Genomic DNA, 14,173 nt, shown 5'->3' with positions numbered 1-14,173 from the left:
CTCGGTGACCGGTTTTCGGGTGGCGATCCGGCCGGCAGCGGCTAGGGTGGGAGCCCGGGCCAGCGGGTGGAAGGGCTGCCCAATGGTGGGAATGTTTGGGCGACTTGCCCCGAAATGCGGGGGTAATTCGCGCCGGCGGCTTAGATTGCTCCGCCGGAAGGGTGGCGACCCGGCGTCGGGGAGGAATACGCTCGGTCGCGGCCCGCGTACTAGAGGCGCCCGGTACGGGCGAGTGGAGGTGCTCGCGTGAGCCTGTCGATCAGCACGTCGATCCTGCCCGGTGGCATCGTGGAAATCTCACCCGTGGGGGAGATCGATGTCGATACGGCATTCGAGGTCCGCGAGGCGGTCGCAGGTGTACTGGCCAAGGGGCGGCCATCCCGGATCGAGCTGAACATGCGCCGGGTGGGCTTCATCGACTCGGTCGGCATCAGCGCCATGGTCGGCGGCTTCCAGATGGCCGAGGTCAGCGGCGTGAAGCTCGCGGTGACCGAGCCCAGCCGGTTCGTGCACCGGCAGCTGTGGGTGACCGGGCTGCTCGGCCTGTTCGGTGCGCCGGAGCCGCACTTCAGCGGCGCGCCGGAGGCGCGCGCCTGCACCGCGGCCGACCAGGGCCAGCGCGGCTGAGCCAGCGCCGCTGAGCCAGCGCCGCTGAGCGGGCGGTGCCGACGACAACCCTGGTGCCGACAACCCCGGTGCCGACAACCCCGGTGCCGACGACGGCGAGGCCGCCGGCACCGGTGTCGCGGGTCAGTATTCCGACAGGTGCACGTGGTTGGTGTGGTCGCTGGCCGGGTCGCCGTTGCCGCCGCTGTACGCCTTCCAGCCGCTGCTGGGCAGCCAGATCTGCTTGAACCAGATCACGTAGAGCACGCCCAACCGGTCGGCGTTCTTGATGAAGTACGCCGCCAGGTTGTTGCCGTACGTCTTGTCCGCGCCGCTGGCCACCCCCTCGAACCCGTTCTTCGCCGCGGCGAAGTCGCAGGCCCGGCCCTTGGGATGCTCGCCGGAGCCGCCGCTGCGGAAGCAGGAGATGTAGTGGGTGAAGCCGGCGGCCTTGGCCTCGTTCATCGCGTGCAGGGTGCGCGGGGTGATGCAGCCGGAGGTGGTCGGGTCGTTCACGCTGCACGATTCGGCCGGCCACGAGCCGTCGGCGTTGCGCGGGGCGGGTTTGGCGGTGGCGCTCGACGTGCCGCCGGTGCCGCTCGTGCTGCCACCGCCGCCGGAGGCCGCGAGCGCCCGCTCGGCCTGCTGCTTGCGCTTGGCCATCACGGCGACCTGGGTGCGCTGCTCGGCGACCTCCTTGTCGATCGCCTCCTTGGCCAGGGATTCCTGGTCGCGGGTGTCCAGGAGCGCGCGCAACTGCCGGTCCTCGTTGCTGGCCACCGCCTGCAACCGGGCCGCCGCGTCGATGAAGCCGTCCGGAGAGCCGGCGTTGAGCAGGGCGGCCATCGGGCCGAGTCGACCGGTGCGGTACGCGGCGTCGGCCAGGTTGCCGACGGTCTGGGTGCGCATCCGTACCTCGTCGCCGAGGCTGTCGAGGTGCCCGGCCAGGTCCTTCTGCCGTTTGGTGGAGTTGGCCAGCTTGGTCTTGGCGTCCAGGTAGCCGCGGGAGGCGGCGTCGAGCTGCTGCCGGAGGGTGTCCGAGCCACCCTCGTCGTCGGTGCCACTCGGCTCGGCCAGCAGGCCGGCGACCGGCCCGGTTCCCGCGGCCGCGGGGGAGGTGGGCGCGGCGAACGACAGCGCCGCCCCGAGGAACGCCGCGAGGACCGCGGCGGTACGTCGAGCAGGTGCCATGAGGCGTCCTTCCGTCAGCCGCCGACCGGGTTAGCTGACGGGTTCGGGACGGAAGATCCCTACCGCTCTGTCGCGGATGCACCCCAGGTACGTGGTTCCCCGGCTCGCGTATGGCGATTAGGCGGCGGTTTCCCGCAGGCACCGATGGGCGCCTACCAGCGGGAGACCGGAGCCGAGTGTACGGGCGCCGCGCGGGAGCGGTCCCGGTGCGGGGCCGGTGGGTCGGGCGAAATGACCGAAAAGCCAGGCTGGACAGCCGAAACTTAAAGCTTCCCTAATCACCAGTCGGTGCTGCCACAGCCGTCCGGGCGGGCGTCCGGCTCGACCTGCAACGTGGCGTGGTCGATCCGGAACTCCTCGTGCAGCGCGCTGCGGGCCGCGGTCAGCACGTCCCCGACCTCGGTGCCGGGCCGCACCGCCAGATGGGCCGAGGCGACCTCCATGCCGGAGGTGAGCGTCCAGACATGCAGGTCGTGGACGTCCGCGACGCCCGGCACCCGGCACAGCCGGGCGCGTACGGCGGGCACGTCCAGATGCTCCGGCGCGGCCTGGACCAGGATCCGCAGCGCCGCCCGGCCCAGCCGCCAGGTGCGGGGCAGGATGAACAGCCCGATGCCGACCGCCACCACGGGGTCGGCCCACCACCAGCCGGTGACCTCGATCGTGCCGGCGGCCACGATCACCCCGAGCGAGCCGAGCAGGTCGCCGAGCACCTCGACGTACGCGCCGCGCATGTTGATGCTCTCCCGCGCGGCGCTGCGCAGCAGCGCGAAGGCCACCAGGTTGGCGACCAGGCCGAGGGTGGCCACCGCGAGCATCGGGCCGGCCAGCACCGGCGACGGGTCGGTGAACCGCCGGGCGGACTCGGCGAGCACGTAGAGCGCCACTCCGGACAGCAGCACCGCGTTGGCCAGCGCCGCCAGCACCTCCAACCGGTAGAGGCCGAACGTGCGCTGCGGGTCGTCGTCGGAGCGGCGCGCCGCGGTGATCGCGGCCAGCGCCATGCCGATGCCCAGTACGTCGGTGAACATGTGGCCGGCGTCGGAGAGCAGCGCGAGCGAGCCGGTGAACAGCGCGGCGCCGGCCTCGACGACCATCAGGGTGACGAGCACGCCGAGGGCGGCCCACAGCCGTCCCCGGTGTCGGTCCGCGGCGCGCTGGAGTTGCCCGCCGTGGTCGTGACCCGCGCCCACCTGCCCACCTTCCGCCGTCGCCCGGACTACCGACCCAATCTATGCTCGCATTGCTATGTGTGCAAAGATCCGATCGGATCAGGATGCGGTGTCGATCACGGTGAGCCGCTGGGTCGCCCGGGACAGCGCGACGTACAGCGTCCGGATCCCGGCCGGCGAATCCGCGCGGATCTGCCCGGGCGCGACGAGCACGACCCCGTCGTACTCCATGCCCTTGGCCTGGAGCGCGTCGACCACCTGCAACCGGGGACCGACCAGGTCGCCGAGCCATCCGCGCACCTCGTCGCGGCGCGGCACCGGGGTGATCACCCCGACCGTCCCCTCGACCTCGGCCAGCAGCTTGCCGGCGGCCTCCGCGGTCACCGCCGGCAGTTCCGCCGGCCGGGCCGTGCGTTCGGTGGGCGGCACACCGGTGCTGCGCACCGCCCGCGGCAGCGGCAGGTCCGGGTCCAGCTCCCGGATCACCCCGGCCGCCACCGCGAAGATCTCCGCCGAGTTGCGGTAGTTGGTGGAGAGCGTGAACTCGTGCCGGGGGAGCCGGCCCAGCGCCCGGTCCCGGGCTCGGGCCAGTTCCGCCGGGTCGCCCGTCCACGCGGTCTGCGCCGGATCGCCGACCACCGTCCACGAGGCCAGCCGGCCGCGGCGGCCCAGCATCCGCCACTGCATCGGCGAGACGTCCTGCGCCTCGTCGACCACCACGTGCGCGTACTCCCGGTAGTCCTCGTCCCGCCGGACGGCCTCGGCGCGCGCCGCCCGCTCGCGGTCGGCGTACGTGCTGACCTCGCGCACCCCGCCGGCCACCAGGAACGGGTCGCGGCGGCGCCGGGCCGGCCGCGGAGGCCGGCCCATCAGCTCGTCCAACTCGTCCAGCAGCGCCACGTCCGGAATGGACGGCCCCTCGTCCCGCAACGGCCGGTACGACTCGATCAGCAGCTCGATCTCGGCGGCGGACAGCACACCGGCGGCGTACCCGCGCAGCCGCAGCGGATCGGCCAGCCAGGCCAGCACGTGCCGCGGGTGCAGCCGCGGCCACCAGGCGCGGATGAAATCCCGGAAGTCGGTCCGCTCGGCCAACTCGTCCTCGAACTCCCGCTGCTCGGGCAGGTTCCCGATGCGCAGCTCCAGCGCCTGCGCCCAGAGCGCCTCGAACAGGCCGTCGATGCCGGCCCGGCGTACCTCGTTGCGGCGGGCGCCGCGCGGCAGCGCCCGCTCCCGGATCCGGTCCAGCTCGGCCGGCCCCAGCCGCAGCAGTTGGCCGCGGTAGAGCAGCCGCAGCTCACGGGGACCGCCCGGAACGGCGTCCCGGGCCGCGCGCTCCAGCACCCGGCGCATCCGCAGCGAGCCCTTGACCGTCGCCACCGGCACCGGTTCGGTACGGGTCGCGGTCAGCCCGACCACCAGCGAGCCGAGCGAGTGCAGCGTGGCGGCGTCCTCGCCGAGCGACGGCAGCACCGCCGAGATGTAGTTGACGAACACCCCGGACGGGCCGACCACCAGCACCCCGCCGCCGGCGAAGCGGGACCGGTCGGAGTAGAGCAGGTACGCGGCGCGGTGCAGCGCCACGGCGGTCTTGCCGGTGCCGGGACCGCCGGACACCAGGGTCACGCCGGAGGCGGGGGAGCGGATCGCCTCGTCCTGCTCGCGCTGGATGGTCGCCACGATGTCCCGCATCCCCGTGCCGGTGGTCCGGCTCAGGTTCGCCAGCAGCGCGCCGTCACCGACCACCCGCAGGTCCGGCGGGGCCGCCTCCGGATCCAGCAGGTCGTCCTCGATCCGGGTGACGCGCTCGCCGGCCGAGGAGATCATCCGCCGCCGGACCACCCCCTGCGGGTCCGCCGCGGTGGCCCGGTAGAAGGCCGCCGCCGCCGGTGCGCGCCAGTCCACCACGAGCGGTTCGGCGCGTTCGCCCCGGACGCCCAGCCGGCCCACGTGCAGCACCGAGGAGTCCCGCAGGTCCAGCCGGCCGAAGACCAGCCCCTCGTGTTCGGCGTCCAGCAGGTGCCGCCGTCGGGCCGCGTGGAACACCATCGCGTCCCGCTCCACCAGGGCGCCGAAGTTGCCGACCCGGGCCAGCCGGTAGCCGTCCCGCTCGGCCCGCACCGCCGAGCGGCGAAGCTGCTCCAGCCGGGCGTACACGAGGTCCAGGTGCCGCTGTTCGGCGGCGATCTCCTGTTCGAGGATCGTGCGGTCGGTCAAGGCGTGAACTCCCACGAACGTTGTCCGGCCCCGGGTCGCGGGGCGCCGACCAGGGGACCGATCAGGATACGTCGCCGGCTCGGGCCCGGCGTGCCCGCGGTACCGGGGCCGGGACGTGGGCGGCCGGCGCGGACCGCCGGGCCGTGCCGCGCCGCCGGGTCCGGGCCGCGGCCGGTACGCCGGCCAGGGCGCGCCGGACCACGTCGAACAGCGCGGCGTTGACCTCCGCGGGGCGTTCCAGCATGAGCATGTGACCGGCACCCGGGCAGACGGTCAACTCGGCGGCCGGCCGGGCCTGGACGATGGCGTCGGTGCACGGCGGCGGGGTCAACCGGTCCCGGTCGCCGACCAGCGCGGCGATCGGCACCTCGGGCAGCCCGGCGAGGGTGTCCAGCCGGCGCTGGGCGCCGACCGAGGGGCGGAACCCGCCGATGGCCCGCAGCGAGGCGCGGGCGAACGCCGAACTGGTCAGCCGCAGGTCGGCCGGCTCGCACCGGTCGCCGAACAGCAGCCAGCGCAGCGTCGGGCGCAGGGCCCGGACCAGGGCCAGCGGCGGCCGGATCGTCCCGCACCGGGCCAGTACGCCGGCCCCGGTGGTCTCGGCCAGCCGGATCAGCCGGGTGATCCGGGCCGGCAGCCCGTACCCGGTGTGCGTGTGTCCCTCGGCGGTGGTGGCCACCAGCACGAGCCCGGCCACCCGCCGCGCGAACGGGTCGGGATGCCGGTGGGCGTACTCCATCACGGTCATCCCGCCCAGCGAGTGCCCGGCGAGGATCACCGGGCCGCGGCCGGCGACCTGGTCCAGCAACTCGGCCAGGTCGTCGCCGAGCTGCGCGAGGGTGGCCGCGCACAGCGGGGTGCATTCCGACCGGCCGTGCCCCCGGGCGTCGTAGTTGATCACCCGTACGTCGGTGCCGAACTCGGCGACCAGCGCCGAGACCTGGCGGTGCCAGATCCGCCGGTCCAGGGTCCAGCCGTGCAGCAGCACCACGGTCGCCGCCGCGCCGGCCGGGCCGGTCTCCTCGACGTGCAGCTGCACCCCGTCGGCGAGCGTGACCCGCCGTACCGCGGGCATGCCGCCCGGGGCGCGCTCGGACAAGCCGCGCTCGGACATGGCCACCTCCCCAGGCCCGGAATGGTGGATCTACCCACTGGCCGGCCGGGCGAACCAGCCGGGTGAGATGATTCGCACACCGCTTCCCGTGGCACCAGGGTAGGCGGCAAGCTGTGGGGATGGCGTCTCCGTCGACCGATCCCACCCTCGTCCCGGAAGAGCGTCCTTCCAGTATGGCCCCTCCGGCGAGCCGGACCTCCCAGGCGGCGCTCGCGGCGCTGATGGCCGGCAACCGCCGGTTCGTCAGCGGGGAGCCGCTGCACGGGCACAACGTGACGGCCGCCGCGGCGGCCTCCGGCGATCAGCGGCCGGACGCGGTCGTGGTGGGCTGTATCGACTCGCGGGTCCCGCTTGAGGCGATCTTCGACCAGACGTTCGGGTCGATGTGCGTGGTCCGCTCCGGCGCGCACGTGCTGGACCAGGCCGTGCAGGGCTCGATCGACTTCGCCGTCACGGCGCTGGGGGTGCCGCTGGTGGTGGTGCTGGGCCACGAGCGCTGCGGCGCGGTCGCCGCGACCGTGCACGCGCTGCTCAGCAAGGACCGGCCCGGTGGGGGGCTGGGCTATCTGGTGGACTCGATCGCCCCGGCGGTGTTCGAGGTGGGGCTGTTCGCCCCGGACGTGGCGGCCGCGGCCACCCGCCGGCACATCACCCGCACGGTGGGCGACCTGGCCGCCCGGGAGCCGCTGGCCTCGGCCGTGGCCGGCGGCTCGATCGAGGTGGTGGGCGCGATCTACGACCTGGACAGCGGACGGGTGAACCTGCTCGGCTGAGCGGGCAAGCCGTCTCCCGGACAGGCCGACGCCCCGTCCCAGGGCGCGGGGCGGGGCGTCGAACGGACCCGGTCGGCTCAGGCGCCGAAGACGCCGGCGTCGACCAGCCGCTTCTCGGTGGTGTCCCAGCCGTCCGACGGGTGCTCGGCGGCCAGGCCGCTCAGCTCGGCGCGGATCTTGGCGGCGTGCCCGCCGGTGGCCAGCGCGCGGATCTCCTCGACGAAGGCCTCGGAGTCGGTGCGCAGGTGCACCGTCTTGCCGTTCAGGAGGTTGCGCACATAGGCGTGCTTGCCCTTGTTGAGCGGGATGAGGTACTTGAACTCACCGAGCACGCTCAGGGCGCCACCCTGGCCGGCCTGGCCGGCGCGGACGGAGGCGCGCGCGGTCTTGGAGGTGTTGCTCGCCACGGGGGTTCTCCTTGGAGACAAACGGGAGGACAGAAGCCATTTGAAATTCTACACGACCCTTACCCTCGGCCAGTCGCCGTACGGCGACACCGTGGCCGACACAGAGGGCAACCCGGTCAACCCGTCCGGCTATTCCACCCCCTCCGTACGGCACGAGTTTTCCGATTCGCTGGCGCACCGCCAATAACAGCAGTCATCATGTGTCTCAGTGCCACCGGTGATCGAGGTCGTAGGGGAAGACGCACCTCGCTCACCCGGGAGGTCACCGTGCCAACGCGTGGCGTCGTATACGTCCACTCGACCCCACTCGCCGTGTGCCCACACGTCGAGTGGGCGATCGCGCGCGTCCTCACCGCGCCGGTCAACCTGCACTGGTCCGATCAGCCGGCCGATGTCGGCGCGCGGCGGGCCGAGTGCGGGTGGTCCGGCCGCCCGGGGACCGGCGCGGAACTGGCTGCTGCCCTCCGGCAGTGGCCCATGATCCGTTTCGAGGTGACCGAGGACCCGAGCCCCGGCATGGACGGCGAGCGGTTCATGTACGTGCCGGGCCGCGGTCTGCACCGGTCGGTCATGGGCGCCGCCGGCGACGTGCAGCTCGGCGAGGACCGGATCCGCACGATCATGGCGAGCGTCCGCGCCCCCGAGGCGTTGGCGCACGCCCTGGACAAGGCGCTCGGCACGTCCTGGGACGCCGAGCTGGAGCCCTACCGGTACGCCGGGGACGGCGCCCCGGTGACCCTGCTCACCCAGGTCGGCTGACTTCCCGCCGGCCACCGGCCCGCGGCCGTGGTCAGGCCGCCCGGCCGACCCCCACTGGGCGGAAAGGTCAAGTTGCCGCGGTCCGGGGTGGCCTGCTGGGATGGTCCGGTGTCCTCTCCGCAGCGCCGACTCCTCGTCGCCGTAGCCGCCGTCGCCGTACTCGCCGGGGCCGGCTGCGGCGGGAAGACCGAGCCCGCCGACCCGGCCGGATCGGCCACCGCGTCCGCGCCGACCGGCTCGGCCAGCCCGGCCGCCCCGGACCCGGCGGCGCAGGCCCGTGAGCTGGTCGCCACGCTCTCCGACGAGGATCTTGCCGGCCAGGTGCTGATGCCCTACGCGTACGGCGACTCGGCGACCGAGGTCTCGGCCGGCTCCGCCGCCGGGAACCGCAAGCTCGCCGGGGTGGACACGCCGGCCGAGATGATCGACAAGTACCGGCTGGGCGGGCTGATCCTGGTCGGCTTCTCCGCCGACGACCCGACCGGCGCGAACCAGCCCACCACGAACGTCGACAACCCGACACAGGTCCACGACCTGACCACCGGGCTCCAGCAGGCCGCGGGGAAGCTCGCCACCGGCGCGGCGCCGCTGCTGATCGGCACCGACCAGGAGTTCGGCGTGGTCACCCGGATCAAGGACGGGGTGACCCTGCTGCCCAGCGCGATGGCCGCCGGGGCGGCGGCCGATCCCGATCTCACCGAGGCGGCCTGGTCCGCGGCCGGCCAGGAACTCGCGGCGCTCGGGGTGAACGTCGACTTCGCGCCGGACGCGGACGTGCTGCGCGCCCGCAGCTCGGTGATCGGCTCCCGGTCCTACGGCGCCGACCCGCAGGTCACCTCGGACCAGGTGAGCGCCGCGGTCCGCGGCCTGCGCGGCGCCGGGGTGGCCGCCACCCTCAAGCACTTCCCCGGACATGGCGGCACCTCGGCCGACTCGCACTCCAAGCTGCCGGTGCTCAACCAGGACCGGGCGACGCTCGACAAGGTGGACTTCGCGCCGTTCCGGGCCGGCATCGCGGCCGGCGCCGACCTGGTCATGTCGGCGCATCTCGACGCCCGCGCCATCGACCCCGGGACCCCGGCCACCTTCTCCCGCAAGGCCATCACCGACGTGCTGAAGGGGCAGCTCGGCTTCGACGGCGTGGTGGTCACCGACGGGATGAACATGGCGCCGGCGCAGCAGTGGCCGCCGGGCGAGGCCGCGGTCCGGGCCCTGAACGCCGGCAACGACCTGCTGCTCATGCCGCCGGACCTGAAGGCCGCGTACGCCGGCATCCTGGCCGCGCTGGGCGACGGCAGCCTGTCCCGGCAGCGGCTGGTCGACGCCGTCACCCGGGTGCTCACGCTCCGGTTCCGGCTGGCCGCCACCAGCGCCCCCGCGATGTCGACGCTGGCCAGCCCCGAGCACCAGGCCGCGGCGCGCCGGCTCGCCACGGCCGCCGTGACCGAACTGCGCGGCGACTGCGGCCCGCTGTCGGGTCCGGTGACCGTCACCGCGGCGGCCGGCCGGGACGGCACCCGCAGGCTGCTGGTGGACGCGCTGCGCGCCGACGGGGTCAAGGTGGTCGACTCGGGCGGGGCGGTCGTGCACCTCGTCGGGTACGGCGACGACAGCACCGATCTGCGCGCCGGGGCCGCCGTGACGGTGGCCATGGACACCCCGTACCTGCTGGCCAAGGCGACGTCGAAGCGGCTCGTCGCGACGTACTCGTCCACCCCGGCCGCGATGGCCGGCCTGGCCGACGTGCTGGCCGGCAAGGCCGAGCCGGCCGGCCGGTCCCCGGTGCCGGTCTCCGGCCTGCCCGCCACCTCCTGCGGCTGAGGGCGGGTCGGGGCTCAGACCCGCCGGCGGAACCAGCCGACGATGCCCGTCACCACGAACAGGATCGCCCCGACCACGAAGAGCCAGAACAGGCCCTTGATCACGAGTCCGACGACCACCAGGACCAGCCACACCACCAGCAGGGCAACGATCAGCGCGATCATGGGCGCGGCGTACCCGCGGACCATCCGGACAAACCAGGTACGGTGCGGCGGGATCCCGGCGGGACGGTCACCAGCGGTGCTGGACCTGCGCGCGGATCCGACGGTCGTACAGGTCCTCGATCGCCGCCAGGGTCTGCTCGGGCAGGGCGGGCAGCTCGGCCGCCGCCGCGTTCGCCGTCGCCTGCGCGACCGAGCTGGCCCCCGGGATCACGCTGGTCACCCCCGGCTGCTGGATGACCCAGCGCAGCGCGGCGCCGGCCGGGGTGGCGCCGGCCGGCACGAGGCGGGCGAACTCCGCCGCCGCGGCGACGCCGGTCTCGTAGTCCACCCCGGAGAACGTCTCCCCGACGTCGAACGCGGCGCCCTGCCGGTTGAAGTTGCGGTGGTCGTCCGCCGCGAAGGTGGTGTCGGCCCGGAACCGGCCGGTCAGCAGTCCGGAGGCGAGCGGCACCCGGGCGATGACGCCCACCCCGGCGGCCCGCGCGGCCGGCAGCACCCGCTCCAGCGGCTTGCGCCGGAAGGCGTTGAGAATGATCTGCACGGTGGCCACGTTCGGCCGGGCGATCGCGGTGAGCGCCTCGTCGCAGGTTTCCACGCTCACCCCGTACGCCGAAACCCGTCCCTCGGCGACCAGCGTGTCCAGGGCGTCGTAGACCGCGTCGGTGCCGAAGACCGGGGTCGGTGGGCAGTGCAGTTGCACCAGGTCGAGCGTGTCGACGCCCAGGTTGGTCCGCGAGCGGTCGGTCCAGGCGCGGAAGTTGTCCAGCGTGTAGTGGGCGGGATCCTGCGCGAGCCGGCGCCCCATCTTCGTGGCGACCAGGATTCCCGCCCGGTCGCGTCCGGCGAGGAACCGGCCGATCAGCCGCTCGCTGCGGCCGTCGCCGTACACGTCGGCGGTGTCCAGCAGGGTGACCCCGGCGCGCACCGAGGCGTCGAGGATCGCCAGCGCGTCGTCCTCGTCGACGGTGCCCCAGTCGGCGCCAAGCTGCCAGGTGCCGAGCCCGATGACAGATACCTCGCGGCCGGTCCGGCCGAGCGTCCGCTGTTCCACACGCCGGAGGCTACCCAATCGATCGTGGTGCCGCGTTCCGGCCGGGTCGCCCGGGTGAGGTTCGACTCCCCGGGCGCCCGGCCGGTCTTCCCGCCGGCGGACGTGGCCCGGCCGGCGGCGACGGTCACGGGGTGGAACAGGTGACGCCGCTGGGCGCCGGAGAGCTGTTGCCGTTGGCCACGAACCCGAAGTTCGTCGGCCCACCCGGGGTGACGGTGCCGTTGTAGGGCGCGTTCTGCACGCTGACCGGGCCGCTGGTGCCGCTGGCCACGCCGTTCCACAGGCTGCTGATGCTCTGCCCGCTGGCCAGGGTCAGCCGGACCGTCCAGCCGGTGATGGTCGACGTGCTGGTCACGTCCACCTGGGCCTGGAAGCCGCCGGTCCAACTGTTGACCAGCCGGTAGGTGGCGGTGCAGCCACCGGCGGGCGGGTTCGTGGTGGGCGGTGCGGTGGTCGGGGGCGCGGTGGTCGGCGGCGCGGTGGTCGGGGGCGCGGTGGTGGGCGGTGCGGTGGTCGGGGGCGCGGTGGTGGGCGGTGCCGTGGTGGGCGGGGTGCCGCCGTCCGGGGCGACCGCCCGGCCGGTGCTCGGCGAGATCATCCCGGCGCACAGCCCCCGGTTGCTCAGGTCGGAGACGATCCGCGGGAGCGCGGCGATCGTGTTCGCAGGCCAGTCGTGCATCAGGATCACGCCACCGGTCTGGAGCCGGCTGGCGTTCTGCACGATCTGGTCCACCGAGGCGTTGTTCCAGTCCTGCGAGTCCACATCCCAGATGATCTCCGTGAGACCGTAGCTGGCCTCCACCGCCTTGAGCGTCGAGTTGGTCTCGCCGTACGGCGGCCGGAACAGCTTCGGAGCCTGCCCGGTGATCTGCTGGATCACCTGCTGGGTCTGCGAGACCTCGGAGACGATCTGCGACTGGCTCAGCTGGGTCAGGTGCGGATGGGTCCAGCTGTGGTTCCCGATCCACATCGAGGCGGACTGCTCGGCCTGGACCAGTGACGGGTTGCTCTGGGCGTTCTGGCCGATGTTGAAGAAGGTCGCCCGTACCCCGAGGTTGCGCAGGGTGTTGAGCAGGGTCGTGGTGTTTCCCGGGGTGGGTCCGTCGTCGAAGGTCAGGCCCACGTACCCGTTGCAGGTCGCGGCCATCGACGGCGCGGCGGTGACGGCCAGCGCGACCGGTCCGGCGATCAGCAGGGCGGCGGCGGCCAGCCCTGCGCGGGGAAAGGCTTTCAGTCTCATTGTCGATCTCCAATGCGAAGCGGAGTCGCTGCCTGCGTCCGGCGGCGGTGCCGGCTGCGTCGGCCCGCTGTCCGACTCACTAGAGATCGTGCGCCATCAATTCGATATATGTCAATCGATGTTCGACTGTCGAGGGCATTGTTCGACTGTCGCGGACGGCGGGCGGCCCCTGCCGTCCGCGAGAACGACAGGGGCCGCTTCCTACCGGCCAGGGGCCGTTGACACCGACCTAGAGCGGGATGTTGCCGTGCGCGCCGCGGGCCGCGGGGGCGGTCGCGAGCGTCTCGGCCAGCCGCCGACGGGTCTCGGCGGGCTTGATGATCTCGTCCACCACGCCGATCTCCAGGGCCCGGTTCACCCCGCCGGCGACCCGGGTCTGCTCCTCGATCAACTCCGCCCGCAGCGCCTCGCGCTGCTCGGGCGGCGCCGCGGCCAGCTTCTTGCGGTGGATCACGTTCACCGCGGCGCTCGGACCCATCACCGCCAGCTCCGAGTTCGGCCAGGCGAACACGGCGGTGGCGCCCAGCGAGCGGGAGTTCATCGCGATGTACGCGCCGCCGTACGCCTTGCGGGTGACCAGGGTGACCCGCGGCACGACGGCCTCGGCGAACGCGTGCAGCAGCTTGGCGCCGCGGCGCACGACGCCGTCCCACTCCTGCCCCAGACCGGGCAGGTAGCCGGGGACGTCCACCAGCACGATCAGCGGTACGCCGAGCGAGTCGCACATCCGCACGAACCGGGCCGCCTTCTCGGCGCTGGCCGCGTCCAGGCAGCCGCCGAGCCGCAGCGGGTTGTTCGCGATGACCCCGACGGTGCGGCCGGCGAACCGGCCCAGCGTGGTGACGATGTTCGGCGCCCACTTGGCGTGCAGTTCGACGCCCGGCGCGTCCAGCAGCGCCTTCACCACCGGCTTGACGTCGTAGGCGCGGCTGACCTCGGCCGGCATCAGCGCCGCGAGGTCGTGTCCGGCCTCCGGCGTCTCCGACACGTCGGCCGGGGTGAACCGGCCCTGGTGGCCGAGCAGCGAGGCGAGGGTGCGCGCCTGCGCCAGCGCCGACTCGTCGTCCTTGGTGGTGACGTGGACGACGCCGGAGCGGCGGCCGTGCGGTTCGGGACCGCCCAGCCGCTCCATGTCGACCTGCTCGCCGGTCACGCTGCGCACGACCTCGGGGCCGGTCACGAAGATCCGGCCCGCCCCCGACATGATCACGATGTCGGTCAGCGCCGGACCGTAGGCGGCGCCGCCGGCCGCCGGGCCGAGCACGACGGACAGCTGCGGTACCCGGCCGGAAGCCCGGACCATCGCGGCGAAGACCTGGCCCACCCCGTCGAGCGCGACCACGCCCTCGGCGATCCGGGCGCCGCCGCAGTGCCACAGGCCGAGCACCGGCACGCGTTCCCGCACGGCGGTGTCGATGGCGTCGACGATGTGCCGGCACCCGTCGATGCCCATGGCGCCACCCATCTTGGTGGCGTCGGTGACGAACGCGATCGCGGGCGTGCCGTCGATCTCGCCGCGCGCCCAGAGCACCCCGGAGGTGTCCCGGGCGATGGCCAGGCGGAGCGTTCCGGAGTCGAACAGGGACCGGAGCCGGATCTCCGGGTCGCGGTAGTCGGTGCTGGCTGACTCGGTGCCGACGGATGTGGTGGTCACGGGT

General features: G+C 73.6%; 13 protein-coding genes and 1 riboswitch. Of the genes, 4 read left to right on the top strand and 9 right to left on the bottom strand.

The genetic code is table 11. From position 1 onward, the window contains the following. Window positions 1–246 precede the first annotated feature (246 nt). Window positions 247–627, top strand: a complete 381-nt coding sequence (locus CIK06_RS21435; protein ID WP_095566318.1) for an STAS domain-containing protein — start codon at window positions 247–249, stop codon at window positions 625–627. Between the two features lie 123 nt (window positions 628–750). Here the strand turns inward: CIK06_RS21435 and CIK06_RS21430 are convergent, their stop codons facing one another. The 4 genes from CIK06_RS21430 to CIK06_RS21415 form a co-directional block, all read right to left on the bottom strand. Next, window positions 751–1,797: a hypothetical protein gene (locus CIK06_RS21430; protein ID WP_095566317.1), complete on the bottom strand. Its 1,047-nt coding sequence runs from the start codon at window positions 1,795–1,797 to the stop codon at window positions 751–753. A 3-nt stretch (window positions 1,798–1,800) separates the two neighbouring features. Next, a riboswitch (cyclic di-AMP (ydaO/yuaA leader) is annotated at window positions 1,801–1,931 on the bottom strand. Window positions 1,932–2,075: 144 nt separating this feature from the next. Further along, window positions 2,076–2,990 (bottom strand): cation diffusion facilitator family transporter, encoded by a 915-nt coding sequence (locus tag CIK06_RS21425; RefSeq protein ID WP_095566316.1) that lies wholly within the window; start codon window positions 2,988–2,990, stop codon window positions 2,076–2,078. 78 nt (window positions 2,991–3,068) lie between these two features. After that, entirely contained in the window at window positions 3,069–5,186 is a 2,118-nt protein-coding gene (locus CIK06_RS21420) for an AAA family ATPase (RefSeq protein ID WP_095566315.1), read from the bottom strand. A 61-nt stretch (window positions 5,187–5,247) separates the two neighbouring features. Further along, window positions 5,248–6,261 carry an alpha/beta fold hydrolase gene (locus tag CIK06_RS21415; protein ID WP_095568019.1) on the bottom strand — a complete coding sequence of 338 codons (1,014 nt, stop codon included), beginning with the start codon at window positions 6,259–6,261 and terminating at the stop codon, window positions 5,248–5,250. A 212-nt stretch (window positions 6,262–6,473) separates the two neighbouring features. Between CIK06_RS21415 and CIK06_RS21410 the strand changes: the two genes are divergently transcribed. Next, the gene (locus CIK06_RS21410; RefSeq protein WP_095566314.1) at window positions 6,474–7,073 is read left to right on the top strand and encodes a carbonic anhydrase; all 600 of its coding nucleotides are present in this window, start codon (window positions 6,474–6,476) and stop codon (window positions 7,071–7,073) included. A gap of 77 nt (window positions 7,074–7,150) precedes the next feature. Here CIK06_RS21410 and CIK06_RS21405 read toward each other — a convergent pair whose 3' ends face one another. After that, window positions 7,151–7,480: a hypothetical protein gene (locus CIK06_RS21405; RefSeq protein WP_095566313.1), complete on the bottom strand. Its 330-nt coding sequence runs from the start codon at window positions 7,478–7,480 to the stop codon at window positions 7,151–7,153. Window positions 7,481–7,747: 267 nt separating this feature from the next. Here CIK06_RS21405 and CIK06_RS21400 point away from each other — a divergent pair, with 267 nt between their 5' ends. Both CIK06_RS21400 and CIK06_RS21395 read left to right on the top strand, forming a co-directional pair. Continuing rightward, a complete protein-coding gene (locus CIK06_RS21400) occupies window positions 7,748–8,239 on the top strand; it encodes a DUF3145 domain-containing protein (RefSeq protein WP_095566312.1) in 492 nt (163 codons plus the stop codon). A gap of 108 nt (window positions 8,240–8,347) precedes the next feature. Next, a complete protein-coding gene (locus tag CIK06_RS21395) occupies window positions 8,348–10,060 on the top strand; it encodes a glycoside hydrolase family 3 protein (RefSeq protein ID WP_095568018.1) in 1,713 nt (570 codons plus the stop codon). A gap of 14 nt (window positions 10,061–10,074) precedes the next feature. Here CIK06_RS21395 and CIK06_RS30245 read toward each other — a convergent pair whose 3' ends face one another. From CIK06_RS30245 to CIK06_RS21375, 4 genes are all read right to left on the bottom strand, one after another. After that, entirely contained in the window at window positions 10,075–10,248 is a 174-nt protein-coding gene (locus CIK06_RS30245) for a hypothetical protein (protein WP_198347958.1), read from the bottom strand. A 43-nt stretch (window positions 10,249–10,291) separates the two neighbouring features. Beyond that, the gene (locus CIK06_RS21385) at window positions 10,292–11,275 is read right to left on the bottom strand and encodes an aldo/keto reductase (RefSeq protein ID WP_095566311.1); all 984 of its coding nucleotides are present in this window, start codon (window positions 11,273–11,275) and stop codon (window positions 10,292–10,294) included. Window positions 11,276–11,399: 124 nt separating this feature from the next. Beyond that, window positions 11,400–12,515 (bottom strand): polysaccharide deacetylase family protein, encoded by a 1,116-nt coding sequence (locus tag CIK06_RS29615; RefSeq protein WP_157756882.1) that lies wholly within the window; start codon window positions 12,513–12,515, stop codon window positions 11,400–11,402. A gap of 229 nt (window positions 12,516–12,744) precedes the next feature. Next, window positions 12,745–14,169 carry an acyl-CoA carboxylase subunit beta gene (locus tag CIK06_RS21375; protein ID WP_095566310.1) on the bottom strand — a complete coding sequence of 475 codons (1,425 nt, stop codon included), beginning with the start codon at window positions 14,167–14,169 and terminating at the stop codon, window positions 12,745–12,747. Window positions 14,170–14,173: the final 4 nt, after the last annotated feature.

This window comes from Plantactinospora sp. KBS50, from assembly GCF_002285795.1.
Lineage (GTDB): Bacteria > Actinomycetota > Actinomycetes > Mycobacteriales > Micromonosporaceae > KBS50.
Note: the sequence above shows the minus strand (reverse complement) of the source record. Positions and strands in the feature narration are given on the sequence as shown.